This is a genomic window from Enterobacter cloacae complex sp. 402C9, assembly GCF_050030745.1.
Lineage (GTDB): Bacteria > Pseudomonadota > Gammaproteobacteria > Enterobacterales > Enterobacteriaceae > Enterobacter > Enterobacter intestinihominis.
Map to the genome: position 1 here is coordinate 1,167,719 of NZ_JBLGUW010000001.1, position 16,715 is coordinate 1,184,433.

Here is a 16,715-nt window from a genome sequence, read left to right on the forward strand (position 1 = left end):
GTATTACGTAGCATTTGCGTGCTTCGATATGCCCATGTTCATACTCGATACTGCAGCCTGGATTTTCTTGAAGCAACGGTTCTAACGCTTTTTTACCGCCTTTTTCAGATTTATTTGGTTGCCCTTTACGGCTAGCAGATAATCGCCATCTTGCTTCACAATCGTAAGCGTTAAGCGAGCGCCGTATTGACTACTATTTATTGGCTTATTGGCGAGATCTCTACGTTCCATGGCCGCAGTTCGGCCACTTTGTTGCTCTGAGCCACTCCGGCGGGACGCTCAGGAATAGCGAAGGTAGGCTTCCGGATCGATACCGTTCAACCTGCATGTCCCGATAAGTCCATACAGCATGGCTCCGCGCTCGCCACCGTGTTCGCTCCCGGAGAAGATATAGTTTTTGTTACCAAGACAAACCGCACGCAGCGAGCTTTCTGCGGCGTTGTCGTCAGTTTCGATCAGAACATCATCACAGTAGTAGCACAAGGTATCCCACTGATTGAGCACATAAGCTAACGCCTCTCCCGGCTGGGATTTTTGCCCGATTGCCGGGCGTTCTGCTATCGGGAGGCCGTCTACTACGTAAAGCTCACCAATACGTTTTGCTGTCGCTGTTGAGTGCTTATATAGACGTCGTGGATTTGGCAGCGCGCATGGGCCTAGTATGCAGCTTCTGTTAACAGACCACCGTCACGCTCTGGGTTGAATTAGCTGTCTTACCTTGCAAAGGTATCCGCCTGCAACACACCATGATAATGGCGAAGATGTTGCTGAGGATGCTTCTCCAGCCGGTGTATCTCACGGGGAGGGTGTTCAGGGAGAAGTTTACGGTGACAGGACTGGCACTGCTGATAGGGTACCTGCGGATCGTCTTCCTCTAGTTTTTTACCTGACCAATTACAACGCTATTCGCCGCGCAAAAACGCTGATCATGTGGAGTGTTGAGCACCGCTCTTTTCGATTGTACACGCTACGAAGCACCTTACCATCGGTAGCAATCAGGCCACCGTGAGAGTGCGTGTGGACTATAGTATCCGTTTCAAAAAGCGCTCCTGAAACTGGTCAGGCCCAATAGAAGAAACCACTCTAGCAATAGAGTCATGAACAGGAATACCCTGATAGAACAAGCCGTTATTCTGAAGTCAATCAAGGTGCGCTTCGTCAAAGTCTTCGATATCTTCCCAGCCATCCATGCCTGCAATGGTGACGCATATCGTCAGAAACAAGATGTCGAACAAAGGGTACGAAATTTTGGCTGACGATCGTGGTACTTGTATAACAGAAAAGTACCGAGAAAAGCATCAATGGATATCATGAACTCCCGCTAAAAGGGGAGTCATATGATCACAGCCATGTATGCTCGTCAAACAGAAATTCTTTGGTCAAATATGTTCGCAATCTTGCCCTAGTGTTAGGGCCATCAGAACGAGTAAAATACACCTGTAGCCAATTGGAACGAGTTGTTCGCATCCACCAGCGGGCTATTATTTACTCGGTTTTCCAGCATCGTATAACTTGCTTCAGCATAACCGGACCAGTTTTTGCTGAAGCCATGCTGCCAAGTAATGCTATAATCGAGACGATTAAATCCTTTTTTGGCATTATATTTTTGGAAGCTGGAGTGAAGGCTCTGCTTTTCGTTGACACCAAACCAAGTGTTATTAAACCGGGCATCACCATACCACGCAGTAGTGCTTAATGTAAGAGTGTCAGTTTCATTATTAACTACCAGGAAATTAGCTTTTAAATTATATTGCATACCCTGACTATCAGTAATTGGGGCAATAACATTTCCCTCGACTCCCATCCAAGGTGTTAACCACCACCCTGCAGTAGTTGTACTTGTCATAGCTGTTTTAATGGTACCCATACCCTTCAGTTTGTCTGAACCTTCTTTTAACCAAGAGTTATTGTTATCAGCACGACCTAATGAGTATCCGAGAGCCTGCCCAACATAGGCCCCATTATCAAACTGGTGGGTATACCCAAAGCCTTTTTCGGAGTTTATATATAAGGAACCATTACTCCAGCCTAAATAAGGTGCCGCAGCTATATCATATTTATCAGAGCCGATATATTTTGGCGCATATTTTGTTCCAAAGCCGATAGTAAACGTCGATGCTGTATCAAAAGATGAGGCAAATGCAGGAGATGATATTGCAATGAGTATTACCGCAGTAAAATTTATTTTATTCATTAAAACGCTCGTAATGGTGTATGCTTCCTATTTGTGAAGTTGAGTATACCTACATTTAATCAATGTATCTGCAAGGTTGCATCAAGGGTTTGTCAATTGGTGGAGGTATTTTGGTTTCTGAAAGTATTATCGATGTCGCAAATGTGCCTGAAGGTTTATTTTAGCTCGGCGTCTACTCTTGGAGCGTGAGCCAGATTCAAGCTATGAGGGATAGTTGCAACATGGATAACAACAAGAGAGTCGTAAGCATCCCGACTTTAGTTCCACGCACTTTTTGAGATTTCCTGTTTTTCAGCCATCAGACGGTGTTCTTCCGGTGTCAGGTCATCCAGAGACTGATGAGGTCGCTTGCGTTGTACTTCGTCAGCCAGCGTTCTGTGATTTCCCGTACCTCGTTCAGGATTCTGAACAGATATGAATCCAGTATTTCTGTCCGGTAGGTCCGGTTAAATTGTTCGATAAAGGCATGCTGCGTCGACTTTACAGGCTTTATAAATTCCAGCATAGCTCAATGCACTTCAGCCCATTGTGTCAGTGAGACTAATTCCGGAACAGTGTCCGTACACTTCAGCGGGTATCCGCGATTTGCCACTAGCCTGTGTACTACTGGATGACACGCTGAGCCGGGATATCTGCTTTCAGAAATAGCGGTCTTGCGACAGACATCTTTGACGGTACTCCCGGCCTTGATGGACTTCAGAATGGCAATGAACTGGTGTTCAGTGAGTCGGGATTTACGCATAACGATCTCCTCAAGGAATATAATCAGTATGTCGGAAGATTTTCAAAATTTAATGATTCGTTTTGCCGGGATACTTACAGTTGTGCCAATAGAAAGGATGCGAAAACTGCAACAGTTAACATTTGGCGCAAGGAATATCGTAGCATTTCATCTTAGGGCAAAAGCCTAAAAGATAAAATGCTCCATCAATATTATGCCAAACAAGGCAGCGGCGATAAATCTGGCACAGTCGTTTGGTTGCTACAACGAATGCTCCCTCGTTGAAAATAATGATATAGCCCACAACGAAATTTATAGGCAGGGATTTATCGCAATCGTAAGAGAAAAAACAAAAAAAACAGACTCATAAAAAGTAATCGAGACCCATTGATAATGTGTTCTAACATGCTGGTACACATTGAAAGTCTGCCAAGTAAGGTAGGAACTCATCGCTGGAGGAAATTACAGTTTCACGATAGCCAGAAGAGCTATCACTTAGCTGAGTGATAGCTTTAAGATAATAAATTGTGTCACAAAACCACTGGCATCTATAGCGCAGTGGCTCTTGTCATCATGATACATGAGAAATATCAGTGACTTTAGTAACCGAAGCGTTCAAGCCTATTGGATGGCGATGAGTTCAACAACTCCATTTATAACAAACTGAACCCCCATACAAACAAGCAAGAATCCCATCACTCTCGAAATAGCATCGATTCCCGAAGTGCCTACAAGCTTCATTACACCCAGTGATGCTCGAAGTGATCCCCATAAAATCAATGAGATAGCTATCGCAATTAGAGGTGGCGCGGTATATGCTACCCACAAATCCAGATGTGATGTTTCAGCGCTGAATGTTGACGCGGCACTGATCAACATAGCAATAGTGCCTGGTCCTGCCGTACTGGGCATTGCCAATGGGATAAACGCTATATTTTTTGTTTTTTCTTTCTCACTACCTTGAGGTTTATTAACATTTTGTGGAAATAACATGTTAAAGCCAATAAAGGCAACAATCATCCCGCCAGCAATTCTTAACCCAGGAATAGATATGCCAAATGTGTTAATAACGGCCTTGCCGGCATACCATGCAACCATCATAATCACAAAGACATAAAAAGCTGCCATGGCTGACTGCTTCTTTTTTTCTTTTTCAGTCATGTCGCCTGATAGGCCAAGAAAAAGAGCCACTGTGGTTAAGGGATTCACTAACGGCAGCAATAAAACCAACCCCAACCCAATAAGTTTAAATAACTCAAACATATATCCACCTTCTTTTATGAGTCCCCCGAAATGATCTCCGGGGGTAGGTTTTATCGAGACGTCTCCCACTGCAGAACGGCACTGATTGCAGCCGGCAATACAGTAAGGGTAAATATAGTGGCAACTAATAACCCACCAATAATGGCATAGGCCATTGGCCCCCAAAATACCTGAAACGCAATAGGGATCATCCCTAATATTGCAGCACAAGCCGTCAAGAGTATAGGTCTGGAACGATGCAATGCTGCCTCAATTATCGCCTCAGTATTGTCTGCACCTTGTGCTCTGTTTACTTCCACTTCTTCAATAAGGATAACGGCGTTGCGAATAATCATGCCCGATAATGCAATCACACCAAGAATAGCGACAAACCCCATCGGCGTTCCAGTGGGCAACATAGCGGCAACGACACCAATCAAACCGAAGGGGGCAATCAACAGCGCTAGCATCATGCGTGAAAAACTACGCAACTGTACCATCAGCAAGATCAACATCACCAATAGGGTCACTGGCAAAACGGCGAATACCGAACTGTTACCTTTCATGGCTTCAACGACACTTCCGCCTTCGGTAATGTGGTATCCCGGTGGCAAACTTTTACGTAATTCATCGACAACAGGCTCCAAGCCCTTAGATACACCGGACGCATTCAGCCCTGGTGCAATATCTGTTTGCACCGTGATGAAAGGCTCGCGTTGCCGCCGCCACTGGATAGGCTCAGCCAACGTATAACTTATCGTTGCAATCTGTTTCAATGGTACAACACGCCCATCGGCTGTAGTCAATTGCAAGTCCGCAACGGTTTCAATATCTCGACGCGAATCTTCTGAAGCTCGCAATAAAACGTTAACCTGACGATTTTTGTCTCTGATCGTCGTCACAGCCGAACCAGAATACATTTCAGCAAGGGCACTGGCGACATCTTGAGAGCTTAGTCCCAAGGCCCTTGCTTCCGTCTGATTGACCTTTATATAGAGTTCTCGTTGTGGCTCACCCGCAGTGAGATTGACTTCTCTCGTCTGCGGGTTTTCGCCTAACTTTCCAGCTAACTCAGTAGATATCTCACGGATCTTAGTAAGCTCTGGGCCAGAAACGCGATATTTCAACGGCCAGCCCACCGGGGGGCCTAGCTCTAACGCCGAAGCACGAGTAACAAGATGACCAAAATCTTTTTGTAGAATGTTTTCGAGCCTAGACTTTACAGCATCGCGTTCTTCAAGCCCTTTGGTCACCACCACTAATTGAGCGATATTTTCGTTATCAAGTAACAGATCCATTGGCAAATAAAACCTTATAGCGCCCGAGCCAACATACGTCGTGAAATACTCAATATCGGGATCTTTCTTAAGAATCTCCTCTAAACGTATGGCTTCTTTTGCCGTATCTTCCTGCACGGCATTTCTCGGCAACGTCAGACTGACGAGCAATTCAGGTCTGTCAGAAGTGGGGAAAAACTCTTCTTCCATGTATGAAGTTCCGATAAAAGATATGGCAAGCAAAGTAACCGCCACGATACCAGTCAACCCTCTGCGCTTAAGGATGTATCGCAATGCGCTTTCGTACTTTTGCAGGATTTTACCTTTACCGTGGGAGTGTTCCTTCATCATCTTAGGTAAAAGCCACACGCCTATCAGTGGTGAGAAAAGAACAGCAACAATCCAAGAGTTGACGAGTGAAATCAACACCACCATAAACAGGGAATAACAGTATTCTCCCGCACTTGACGTTGCGAAACCGACCGGTATAAAGCCGGCGATCATTACCAGTGTACCTGTTAGCATCGGAAAAGCTGTCGTCGTCCAGGCTGCTGTCGCCGCCTTTTTGACAGGTTCTCCTTTCTCTAACCGCGACATCATGATCTCTACAGTGATCATGGCGTCATCGACCAGCAGCCCCAGCGCGATAATTAACGCACCTAGGGAGATACGCTGTATACCTATGCCGGCAATTTCCATACCAATGAATGTCATAGCCAATACTAGCGGAATTGAGGCTGCAACGACTAATCCGGCACGAGTTCCTAATGAGAGGAAAGAAACAGCCAACACAATGACAACCGCTTCAAGGAGCACTTTCATAAAGTTCCCCACGGCGTCATGTACTACAGTCGACTGATCGGCCACTTTTGTTACGTTGATACCTGCGGGTAAGCGGCTGGAAATATCATCCATCTTTTCGTTAAGCGCTTTACCGAAGTCCAACATATTGCCGGTAGGGGCCATGGAGATGGCCAAGCCGATCGCCGACTCCCCATTAACTCTAAAGGCCGGAGTCGGCGGATCGACTTCCTCGCGAGAGATGGTTGCAATATCCGTCAGAGGAACGTATCTATCCTGAATATGTAATGTCAGCTGTTTGAGGCTTTCTTCTGATGCAAAAGCGCCGCTGACTCTCAGCATGACTTTATCTTTATCGGTTCTGATTTCTCCCGCCGGAGTAACGGCATTTTGTGCGCTGATGGCGTTCTTGATTTTATCGAGCGTCAATCCCATACCCGCAATTTTCTGCGGTGAGAATGATAAAATGACTTGCTCTTCTTTTATGCCCAGCAGGTTAACTTTCCCTACATCTGGCAGTGTTAAGACTTCTGTGCGAACTCTATCAACCATATCACGCAATTCACGCTCGGTGAAACCTTCACGCGTGAAGCCATAAATAGTGCCGTAGGTATCAGCAAATTCATCGTTGACAGCAGGTGAAGTGACACCGGCAGGAAGCTGAGGGGAAATATCTTTTACTTTTTTCCTGACCGTATACCACAGTTCTTCAACTTTATCCGGCGGAGTGTTATCGCGCAGATATATGAAAATAACCGACTCACCGGGTCGGCTATAACTTTCTAAATAATCTAGATAGGGGACTTCCTGAAGCTTCTTCTCCAATGGGTCTGTTACGAAATTGACGGTATCCTCCACAGAGGCTCCAGGCCAACTCGCGGAAACAACAGCCGTTTTAATAGTAAATGCCGGATCCTCATTTCGTGGCAAGTTGTAGTAGCTCATCACCCCGGCAATGGTGACCACTAGCATAAAAAAAGCAACTAGTTGCTGATTAGCAAGAGCCCAAGCCGACAGGTTAAATTTCTTAGGTTTAGAGGAATTCATCAGAATTTATCCTCCAAGCTTACTTTCTCACCAGACCGTAATTTACTCACTCCAGCGATCACCACCTTGTCACCTGGTTTGATGCCATCAGAAATAAAGACGTCCTCAGAGCTATAGCGAATAATGTTAACTTTGTGCAACGTCAGCGTTGATGTATCCGATTGTACGATAAAAACGGCAGGATCGGCGCCATCACGTGTCAACGCAGATGCCGGGAGAACAAACGTTTCCTGACCTGGAATCACAATGCTTCCCTGTACCGTAGAACCTAAAGCCATTTTCTCCGGTGGGTGGGGCAGCGAGACTCTGACTCGCCAGGTCCGTGTTTGCTTATCAGCTTGTGGATTAACATCACGGATCATGCCCTCAGTCACAACAGAAGGATCGGAAAGCAGCGCAATCTTGACTTTATTATCGGGTAGGTCGCTATACAAAATAGCTTCTGGAACGTCAAATACAGCATCTACTCCCTTATCAAGAGAGAGTGTAACGACCCCCTGCCCAGCACTGACAGTTTGTCCCGGATTCAGGCTAACCGAAGTCACGACGCCATCTGAGGGCGCAACTAAGCGGGTGTAACTCAATTGTTCCTGAGCAATTTTCAAATTCGATTGGGCAGAAACACGCTTTGTCACTGCGACTTCAAGATTGACCTTTGCTTCATCAACCTGAGCCTGTGCGATAGCGCCGGTTTTAAGCAATGACTGCAACCTTTTGAAATTTAGAGAAGCTAGGCGCTCCGCAGAAACAGCACCTGCCAGCTCAGCTTGCATACTACGCACCTGATTCTCGTTATTCCTAGGTTCTAAAGTCGCGATCGTTTGCCCGGCTTTTAATTTCGCCCCTACATCGACTGGACGGCTGAGGAGCCGACCGTCAATACGAAACGAGAGTTGAGATTCTTCATGGGGACGAATTTCTCCGGTATGCTTTATCAAAACTCCGCTAACCGGATTATCGACGACAAGGGTTCGTACGGAACGTATAGGCACCTCCTCCTTCTTTGCATTATCATCACACCCTGGCAATAGCACAAACACTGGAATAATAAACAGTTTCCAGTATTGAAATAGGAACACGCTCTTGAGCGTATTTATTGTTCTGAATAAACCTACTGACATAAGACATTCTCCTGATGACCTGTAGAAGAATTAAACCTTTTTTAAGTGTAGATTTAGTCAATTTTTTTACAAGAAATCATCAAGACACTATTTTCATTGGAAGAATTAGTAAAAATAGCATCCCGCCATCAGGATGATTCTGAGCACTGATACTGCCACCATGCTCTTGGCTTATTGCCATAGCTATAGAAAGACCAAGTCCACTCCCACCCAGATTTCTCGACCGAGAACCCTCCTCTCTTGAGAATCGTTCGAACATCATAGGCAAAAACGCTTCACTGACTCCCGGTCCATAATCGCGAAAACCGACGATAACTTTATCATTTGAATGATTAATAGTGATTGTCAGTTTATTGCCGGAATGAGCGTAACGCAGTGCATTTTTTATGATAATTGTGACAACTTGCCCAATTCTGAACGCATCTGCATAGACAAATACGGGGGTGGTACTTTCAAATTCAATCGTAAAACATTCTTGAGAAACTTCTGCCTTTAGCCATTGCAAACGCTCATTAATCAAATCACAAATATTTATATTGTATTTTTCTAATGACAATGCTCCAGCTTGGGATAGCGACAACATTTGAAGATCATCAATAAGACGATTAAGGTTCACCAATGGCTGCATGACTAAACTTAATTGTTCCCTACCAGGCTCAAAAACGCCATCCATAATTCCCTGAAGCCGTGCGATTGAAGCCGTCAGTGGAGAGCGTAATTCATGCGCCATTGCAATATGAGAGGCTCGAAGCTCATTTTCATAATAAGTAAGTTTCTGGGTCATCTCATTGAAATTGTAAGTTAGAGCAAGAAGTTCTTCCGGTGCTTTATTTTCTATTTTTGCTTGAACAGAGAAATCCCCATCGGTGACTTTCCTTGCTGCAGAAACCAAGTTGAAAAATTGTTTCGCCAACGGCCTTGACATATAAAGCCCCAGTGTAATCATTAAAGGAATAGCTACAATAATTAAAATCCCTAGCATAATCCAATCCGCCGAGGCGATCGATGGATCCGCGAAATCAAAGCCATACCAATAGTGAAAAAGGCTATAAAACCTGTACAAATCTTCATTTGGATTTGCAAGCAAATGCAGGAATTCCTTTCTAACATCCTCCGGCATTTCATGATACAAAATCCAATAATTATAAATAGCAAACCGCAACCACATGCAGAACGCTATAATGACAACCGCACCAATGGACTGAGAAATAACTCTCACGCAGATCCACTTCCAGAGAGAGACTCTTTTATTTTTCGCGTTCATTTGTTCCAATACCTATATCCCATTGCTCTAACTGTCAACAGTACATCATTCACTCCAACCGAATTGAGCTTCTTCCTTAAATTGTATATATGTGTATCAACAACCCGTTCAAATGCATCACTTTCTGGCAAGCACATATTCAACAATGTTTGTCGGGAAAAAGCTCTTTTGGGCGCTCGCATTAACACAGATAAAATTGAAAATTCGGTTGGCGTAAGTTCCACTGCGATTTTAATATGTTCGGTAGGGCAAACGTGAACTAACATTGCCTCTTCATCAAGTTGTACTGGGCCACAAATAATAAGCTCAGATCTTATATTCAATATACTCGTTCTTCTTAGCACTGCATGAACCCGAGCTACAACCTCTCCTGGGTTATACGGCTTCACTATATAATCATCTACCCCATGCCTCAACGAGGAAATCTTATCTTGTATTTCGCCGATTGCAGTCACCATGATGACCGGCACATCGCTCTTTCTACGCACTCGAGCCAGTATTTCATGGCCGTTTATCCCTGGCAGCATGACATCCAATAAGATCAAATCAGGTTGCCAGGAAAAAACCATCTCGAGGCCTTTAACACCATCACCCACTTTAGCAACAGTAAAACACTCTCTTTTTAGATAAGCTTCCAGGACCTCTGCAGCCCGCATATCGTCCTCAATGATTAAAACTCTTTTTCCTTCCATATATTAACCTGTTATTCAATTTCTCTGTCAATGTAAAGAACAATATAATGAATTTTAGCATTTTTTTAATAAGATAATAAACAAAAATCGGATGAAGTTTATGCTCAATGGCCAAAAATGGAATTCAGTAGACTTTCTCGATAGATAGGCCTAATGTTAAGTTTATTTTCATTTAAATTCAATTAGTTGGCATAAAACGCAATTAATCATCAAGAAAAAAAACAAAAATTGACACCATCTTGACAGACTTAAGCGATAATTGGGATTTCAATGGCAAGGAAAAGGGTTCAGGAAAAATGTAATGAAAGTGAGCAAAATGGAACAATCTAGGGAAGGTGCGAATAAGTACCCTCCGCAACGAAAATGAAACTTTTAGTCAATTAAATTCAATCACTTACATAGGCGTTTTTTTGCGTTTGGTGACTTATTCGCACCTTCCCTAGAATGTTCATTACTAGTATCATAATTCTTTTGGAGAGGTATATTAAACAACCTATAAGTATCATTAACTTAATTGATAAAACAGGATACTCTAGATGGTATGTTCAGCGTAGGTTTTGCTCTTTGACAGGTATGTCGATGAAGTCTTACATCCGATCGAGGAAAATGACAGAGGCTGCTAAAGTACTCTTATCTACCGACAGAAAAGTCTTAGATATTGCAGTTGAGTATGGTTATCCTGAGCAACAATCTTTCTGTAGAGTATTTAAGAACCATTATGGTGTTTCTCCTACCACATTTCGTAAAGCGAACACACCTCGTGACGAGCTTTGGATGTCAGCTGAAAAATTGCTTGTTAAGTTCAAATCTAGTGATAAATCAATCTCGTAAATTATGACTTTTAATTTCAATGGTAAAAATAGATGATTACTAATCCTTTATCCCGAAAAGAATACTCAATTTGGATGTCAGCAACGGTAGCTTTTAGCTTTACATGGATAAATTTTTTAGTTCTCTATAAAAACGATCATTTATTCTTGCAGTCAGTTACGATTTCCGTTATCAACAATTCTTCGTTCTTTGATATGCTTATTTCATACTTCAGGGTTCTCCTTTATCTCCCTTGCGGTTTCTTGCTGATCATATTAAAACTGCTATTTTGTGCCCAACGACTCTGTGACACACGGTTATTTTCACTTGCTTGGCCGATTTCTCTGGTGATCTTCTTTTTCTTTTGGTTTGTTAATATCACTTTTCCCGGTCATCTCAATCTAGTATTGATCATCAAATCTTGCGTATTAACTTTGATCGGAATAATTCCATCAAGGCAACAAGAAGTTGAATAAATATACTGGGTTAGATAAGGGATCTATTTATAAATAATATAAGAAAGCTTGATGAATAAAAATTGGCTAATCCGATTAGCAGCACAACATTGGCAAGCCCGGAAGTTGCAATAAACATTTTTCACATAAAAACACAAAAATAATTTAATTACATCATAGGGGCAAACAACATACTAAAATCAAAGTCAGAGTATATTTGTGCGCCGACCAAAGCGACAAGAGCTATGAAAATTAGAATCTTGGTGATTTGCATTAAAAGATTACCCGCTTTAATTTTAGGGGCTTGTTTAACTACTCGTATTTTGTTTTTAAAAGCCATTGCAAGATCTCTTTGCTTTATACTCAGTGAAAACAAGTTCAACACAAAAATCATTAAACCACTTCCATCAGTAACACCAATGAAATTACATGATGCAAGATAAAGACAGAATCTTTTCCTACCATGCTCTATTATACCCCCCCTCCATTTTAGTTCCACTTAATTTTTAGGTTTCCATTTTTTCAGCCATCTGTTGGGACTCGGCAGCATCAGGCTATTTAGACATTAATGGGCCCTTTCTCTGATGGATTCCTTCGTTCAGCACCCTATGATTTTCTGTGCTTCATTCAAAGTTCTGAACTGATAAAAATCCAAAGTTTCTGCCCGATATCCCTGTAAAACATTCGATAGAAATATTCCATGTCAACTTTACAGACTTGATAAACTCCAGAATAACCCCATGATCTTCAGTCCATTGTGCCAGTGGCAGTGGGTTTAGAATCGGACTGTTAACGATCAGGATCTTCACCAGATATCCGCGATTTTCCTCAACTCTGCCCAGCATGCTAATCACTTGTTGTGCGCCGATACTCTGGTCAATTTCAATTACCAGTGCTTCGCAATTAAAGTCATCTACTACGCTGAAGGTCCGAAAGTGTCTATCGCACATCAGCGTATCGTGGCCAACTCTGATTAAGAGCTTCCTGCGTAGCCATCGAAAAAAGGGCAAAAATCATTATTTTCAACAAAACTATCTAAATAGCCCTGAGAAATTAAAGAGTTAGGGTGGGGATGAGCTGAACCAAAAGATACGATGTAATAATAATTAAAAATTTAAGTTTAGTAGTCTCAAAACGTGAAGCGGTTTAGAATTTTGCGTATCGCCTTGTTTTGAATATGTTCGACTCAACTGGATTTATACCTATTTTTTCATCAACATTGACTCTCCTTTTTAGACCGGCTCCCGCGGGCCGTATCCAACGGCCCGCGGGAGTTGACGTCTAATACACTTCTGCATCAGGAAGAAAAACAGCTGATTGATGCTGCGATGTGCCATATCAGTCTCCCAGCCGATAACCAAAGCCACGAATACTTTCAGGGACATTTAGCAGACCCGCTTGCCAAAATTTCTTTCTGAGCTTGCTGATATGGCTATCTACGGTACGCTCATTGGCGTCATTTTCCGGCAAACAGTGCTCAAGCAATTCTTGTCGGGTAAAAACCCGCTTGGGGTAGCGAATAAGATGTGTCAATATCTTGAATTCGGTTGATGTTAATTTGTCGCCGATATCTTCACCGGAGATTTTTATTTTAACCTGATGATTTTCGATGTTAATGTAAATATTCTTGGTTGAGTAAACTGAGGTGTTTTTGTCGGCGCTGTGAAACTGTATTCTACGCAAGATAACATTCACCCTGGCGCTCACCTCTGCTGGATTAAATGGTTTGACAATATAGTCATCAGCACCGTTGCGGAGTGCATGAATTTTGTCAACATCTGTATCTAGTGCTGTTAGCATCATGATGGGGGTGTCGTGTGTCTTGCGAATTTCATTAAGTACCTGCCAGCCATCCATTAGCGGCATTTTGATATCCAGAATCACTAACTGTGGTGCTGAAGCCCGAAACAGCGCGACCGCTTGCTGACCGTTGCATGCAGTCACGACTTCGAAGCCCTCATTATTGAGATAGGCAGTAAGGATCTCACGAATGTCTTTCTCATCCTCTGCAAGAAGTACTTTAATGGTTTTCATTTAATCTCCACATTATGTATGAATACCATGTTTCTACACACAGTCTACACATCATCTCCACATGAAGTCAGTATAAACGTTTTATAATTAACTTCAGTATCATAAGCAATTAAATTTTATCGCAATGGCTTAGTAAAAATGAAAACTAGTTTCATTTATGAAAAGTCCAGTTACTTGAAATGTGACTCAGGTTCGGAGACAGCGGGGATGAGTGAGGCATTGGTGGTTGGAGATAAACAATGTGGTGGATAAAAAATGGTCTTGTTAGCTAATAGCAAGATGAATGTTACGTGACATGAGCGAAGCACAGTAAGAGTGTGGAAAAATTGTGAACAAATAGGGGGGGGGCCGAGAGCCTGATGCAGCATGGTGTTTTCTAAAGGATAAACAGTGGTGACGATACACTGTAGGGATGAATGTTGGAAACAGAGGGGCTTCGGATCGCAGAGTTAATCCGCCAGCAAATTCATTGACTGAACAAGTTTTCCTGATTGTGCGAGTTGCACTCAGCGTTAAAAAGATATGTGTTCTGGAGCTAAATTCAGTGACAACGAGTTATAATTAGCGATTAAGTGTGACTATATCATATGGCATACTAGTATCTAGTTCCGTATTGTATTAGCTGCTGAAATATATTTATCTGCAAACTTTCCTTGAGAGAGGGGATTAGATTCGCTTTATTCAAATAATAATATTTACTCCATTGATGAGATGATTGCTGGTTGAGGATAAAAACTTGATGCATTATTTTTTGTTAGATTTTTTCATTAGAGGGTTCTATGTGGTTTAGCAGATTTAGGCAAGCATTCCTAGCATTGCTACTACCTTGGCTATTTGTTTTTCTTATCCAGATGTTGGGGCGTGCTTATTTATTTTACACTAATAAAACACCAGGGCTATTGACGGATTTTTCTCATGATGTCATACGGATGTTCTGGATTGGAGGCCTGTTCGATGTCCGCGTTGCCTGTTTGATTTTTGTGCCTTTCTTATTAGTCGCCGCCAGTTTTTCAGTGGATAGGCGTGGTTTTATTATATGGCAACATTTTTGGCCCTGGATGGCTGCCGTGTTAAGCTTGATAGTCACAGCAATTACAGTTGGAAATGTTTTTTATTATGTAACTTATGGGCGTTTTATTGATGTTTTTGTGTTCGGGTTAGTTGATGATGATACCACTGCTGTATTAAAAACGGTTTGGAAAGAATACCCGGTTATATGGGTTTTACTTTTTCTTATATTGTTTTTTTCTATTGTGTTAAAAATTTACTGGCGCTGGCAGTATTATCTGAGTCATAAGAAAGGAGGCACGCTCAGGCTGTCGGTATCTATTATTAATACATTACTTGTCATTCTTGCTTGTGTTGTCGGCATGCGCGGTTCTGTCGGAACTTTTCCTTTGCGGCAGAGTGATGCTCAAGTTTCAGAAGTAAAAATGCTAAATATGCTCACTCCTAATGGAGTGATTGCTCTTAACTGGGCTTTCAATGCTTATGCTGAAAGCGGTAATTTTTCAGCAGCTACGGATGAAGAAGGTAGCAAGTTATTAAGTCAGTTTTTGGGGGGAAGTTCGGCACCTGGCCTTCGGTCTTTTATGACTCAGACTGATGCAAATCCATATGTGAAAAAAAATCCGCCAAATGTTGTACTGTCTGTAATGGAAAGTATGGGGTACCACCTGGCGAGTTTCGACAATCAAGAAAGAGATTTACTGGGGGCCTTAAGAAAGCACTGGTTGGCTGATTGGCGTTTCGACCGTTTCATTTCTGAAGGTGATGGTACGATTGATACTTTGAGTCGGCTTTTTATTCGTAGCCCGATGAGCAGTATCGGACAGACTAGCGCTCAAAATGTCAATTTTGCCAGTAATATGTTTAAACCCTTCTTAGCAAATGGCTATAAAATTATTTTTGTAACTTCAGGAAATGGTGCCTGGCATAATCTCAATCAGTTTCTTCCTCATTTAGGTGTCAGCGAATTTATAGAGCAGAATGGTCTAAAAAAACGCTACCCTGAGGCGGAAATCGGAACCTGGGGCGTCCCGGATGAATATATGTTTCGTTATATGACCGAGCGTTTGAAAGAGGCGGAAAAAAAAGGAGAGCATGTGTTTATCATGTCGATGTCAACAACACATCATCCTCCTTACAAAACGCCTAAAGGTCACGAAAAAAAGCATATTGATCTAACTGTTCAAGAAAAACTAAGATTAAGAAAATTAGCAGCTGATGAGGAGTTGAATGAGGTTATGAGCACCTTATACTATTCTAATGATCAATTAGGGCGGTTTATTAGCTGGGTTAAGTCTGAGACGTTAGGTTCGCATACTATTGTTGCAGTCACTGGTGATCATAATATACGGGGGATAGGTTATCCAGAGCCTCAAGAGTTAGCACTTGGCCATGCTGTGCCATTTTATATTTACGTTCCTCTGAACTACCAACATAGCAGCTATTTCGATGGTAATAGGGTTGGAAGCCATAAAGATATTCTACCGACGCTATATCAACTTAGTCTTTCGGATACATTATATTATCGCACGGGGTGCAACTTGTTGGCTCAGCATTTGGATGGTACTTGGTGTAATGGATATAATCCTGAAATCACGATTACAAATGAAGGTGCCTGCATTTTTACCGGAAAGCCTGAGTTTCGGCCTTGGAAAAATAAATCTGGACTGCTTCTTGCTAGCCCTGAGCGCATGGATTTAATCAAAGGGAAAGAATGCCATCGCTGGGAGGCATTTACAGGACTTTTGTGGTGGCAATTAAATCGTCAGGTTCACGGCGGTAAGTAGGGATGTTTTTTTGATTTTTGCATATTGCGAAACTGGTTGTTATTAACAATTTAAAATACGCTATGGCGGATGGAGTAGTGTGCCTTTTGACGTATTGCATCGCTCATGCTCTAGGTATTAGTTACTAGCCAAAGATGAGGTGTTACGGTATGGAAGGGGGCTTTTATCTGTGCGTTTGATAAATTTTTTACTGGTTGCTATATGTTTTTTGGTCTTCAAGATTACCGCTAAATGACGCTTTAATATTTTTCCGTTTTTCTAA

Annotated in this window: 11 protein-coding genes and 4 pseudogenes; 3 read left to right on the plus strand and 12 right to left on the minus strand. The window is 42.4% G+C overall.

All coding sequences use genetic code 11. The features are described 5' to 3' along the window. Window positions 1–197: 197 nt before the first annotated feature. From ACQG1K_RS05530 to ACQG1K_RS05545, 4 genes and pseudogenes are all read right to left on the minus strand, one after another. A pseudogene (locus ACQG1K_RS05530) lies at window positions 198–788 on the minus strand (IS66 family transposase); the annotation flags it as partial. A gap of 351 nt (window positions 789–1,139) precedes the next feature. After that, window positions 1,140–1,277: pseudogene (locus ACQG1K_RS05535) on the minus strand (transposase family protein); the annotation flags it as partial. Window positions 1,278–1,417: 140 nt separating this feature from the next. Continuing rightward, on the minus strand, window positions 1,418–2,194 hold the full coding sequence (locus tag ACQG1K_RS05540; protein WP_004856903.1) for a MipA/OmpV family protein: 777 nt from the start codon (window positions 2,192–2,194) through the stop codon (window positions 1,418–1,420). A 257-nt stretch (window positions 2,195–2,451) separates the two neighbouring features. Further along, window positions 2,452–2,827: pseudogene (locus ACQG1K_RS05545) on the minus strand (integrase core domain-containing protein); the annotation flags it as partial. 137 nt (window positions 2,828–2,964) lie between these two features. Between ACQG1K_RS05545 and ACQG1K_RS05550 the strand changes: the two are divergent. After that, window positions 2,965–3,105 (plus strand): hypothetical protein, encoded by a 141-nt coding sequence (locus ACQG1K_RS05550; protein WP_202196917.1) that lies wholly within the window; start codon window positions 2,965–2,967, stop codon window positions 3,103–3,105. A 431-nt stretch (window positions 3,106–3,536) separates the two neighbouring features. Here ACQG1K_RS05550 and ACQG1K_RS05555 read toward each other — a convergent pair whose 3' ends face one another. The 5 genes from ACQG1K_RS05555 to ACQG1K_RS05575 all read right to left on the minus strand — a co-directional run bounded on the left by ACQG1K_RS05555 (window position 3,537) and on the right by ACQG1K_RS05575 (window position 10,359). After that, window positions 3,537–4,178 (minus strand): MarC family NAAT transporter, encoded by a 642-nt coding sequence (locus tag ACQG1K_RS05555; protein ID WP_028018369.1) that lies wholly within the window; start codon window positions 4,176–4,178, stop codon window positions 3,537–3,539. Window positions 4,179–4,228: 50 nt separating this feature from the next. Further along, complete coding sequence (locus ACQG1K_RS05560) at window positions 4,229–7,282, minus strand: efflux RND transporter permease subunit (protein WP_004856898.1); 3,054 nt, start codon at window positions 7,280–7,282, stop codon at window positions 4,229–4,231. Beyond that, window positions 7,282–8,403 (minus strand): efflux RND transporter periplasmic adaptor subunit, encoded by a 1,122-nt coding sequence (locus ACQG1K_RS05565; RefSeq protein WP_004856895.1) that lies wholly within the window; start codon window positions 8,401–8,403, stop codon window positions 7,282–7,284. Before ACQG1K_RS05565 ends, ACQG1K_RS05560 begins: the two co-directional genes overlap by 1 nt. Before the next feature lie 79 nt (window positions 8,404–8,482). Continuing rightward, a complete protein-coding gene (locus ACQG1K_RS05570) occupies window positions 8,483–9,667 on the minus strand; it encodes a sensor histidine kinase (protein ID WP_028018370.1) in 1,185 nt (394 codons plus the stop codon). Next, entirely contained in the window at window positions 9,664–10,359 is a 696-nt protein-coding gene (locus ACQG1K_RS05575) for a response regulator transcription factor (protein ID WP_028018371.1), read from the minus strand. The genes ACQG1K_RS05570 and ACQG1K_RS05575 overlap by 4 nt, the downstream gene beginning before the upstream one ends. A 444-nt stretch (window positions 10,360–10,803) precedes the next feature. Here ACQG1K_RS05575 and ACQG1K_RS05580 point away from each other — a divergent pair, with 444 nt between their 5' ends. After that, complete coding sequence (locus ACQG1K_RS05580) at window positions 10,804–11,190, plus strand: helix-turn-helix transcriptional regulator (RefSeq protein ID WP_306459895.1); 387 nt, start codon at window positions 10,804–10,806, stop codon at window positions 11,188–11,190. Window positions 11,191–11,793: 603 nt separating this feature from the next. On the opposite strand, the gene ACQG1K_RS05585 is transcribed toward ACQG1K_RS05580, so the two are convergent. The 3 genes and pseudogenes from ACQG1K_RS05585 to ACQG1K_RS05595 all read right to left on the minus strand — a co-directional run bounded on the left by ACQG1K_RS05585 (window position 11,794) and on the right by ACQG1K_RS05595 (window position 13,658). Beyond that, window positions 11,794–12,123, minus strand: coding sequence for a hypothetical protein (locus ACQG1K_RS05585; protein ID WP_128320113.1), 330 nt, complete (start codon window positions 12,121–12,123; stop codon window positions 11,794–11,796). Window positions 12,124–12,234: 111 nt separating this feature from the next. After that, a pseudogene (locus ACQG1K_RS05590) lies at window positions 12,235–12,620 on the minus strand (IS3 family transposase); the annotation flags it as partial. Between the two features lie 342 nt (window positions 12,621–12,962). Then, window positions 12,963–13,658, minus strand: a complete 696-nt coding sequence (locus ACQG1K_RS05595; protein ID WP_004856883.1) for a response regulator — start codon at window positions 13,656–13,658, stop codon at window positions 12,963–12,965. A gap of 779 nt (window positions 13,659–14,437) precedes the next feature. Here ACQG1K_RS05595 and ACQG1K_RS05600 point away from each other — a divergent pair. After that, window positions 14,438–16,453 (plus strand): LTA synthase family protein, encoded by a 2,016-nt coding sequence (locus ACQG1K_RS05600; RefSeq protein WP_004856879.1) that lies wholly within the window; start codon window positions 14,438–14,440, stop codon window positions 16,451–16,453. The last annotated feature ends 262 nt before the right edge of the window (window positions 16,454–16,715 follow it).

Excerpts from the sequence above, each read along its gene's own strand:
- ACQG1K_RS05540 (WP_004856903.1), bottom strand. The coding sequence starts at position 2,194 with ATGAATAAAATAAATTTTACTGCGGTAATACTCATTGCAATATCATCT.
- ACQG1K_RS05550 (WP_202196917.1), top strand. The coding sequence starts at position 2,965 with ATGTCGGAAGATTTTCAAAATTTAATGATTCGTTTTGCCGGGATACTT.
- ACQG1K_RS05555 (WP_028018369.1), bottom strand. The coding sequence starts at position 4,178 with ATGTTTGAGTTATTTAAACTTATTGGGTTGGGGTTGGTTTTATTGCTG.
- ACQG1K_RS05560 (WP_004856898.1), bottom strand. The coding sequence starts at position 7,282 with ATGAATTCCTCTAAACCTAAGAAATTTAACCTGTCGGCTTGGGCTCTT.
- ACQG1K_RS05565 (WP_004856895.1), bottom strand. The coding sequence starts at position 8,403 with ATGTCAGTAGGTTTATTCAGAACAATAAATACGCTCAAGAGCGTGTTC.
- ACQG1K_RS05570 (WP_028018370.1), bottom strand. The coding sequence starts at position 9,667 with ATGAACGCGAAAAATAAAAGAGTCTCTCTCTGGAAGTGGATCTGCGTG.
- ACQG1K_RS05575 (WP_028018371.1), bottom strand. The coding sequence starts at position 10,359 with ATGGAAGGAAAAAGAGTTTTAATCATTGAGGACGATATGCGGGCTGCA.
- ACQG1K_RS05580 (WP_306459895.1), top strand. The coding sequence starts at position 10,804 with ATGTTCATTACTAGTATCATAATTCTTTTGGAGAGGTATATTAAACAA.
- ACQG1K_RS05595 (WP_004856883.1), bottom strand. The coding sequence starts at position 13,658 with ATGAAAACCATTAAAGTACTTCTTGCAGAGGATGAGAAAGACATTCGT.
- ACQG1K_RS05600 (WP_004856879.1), top strand. The coding sequence starts at position 14,438 with ATGTGGTTTAGCAGATTTAGGCAAGCATTCCTAGCATTGCTACTACCT.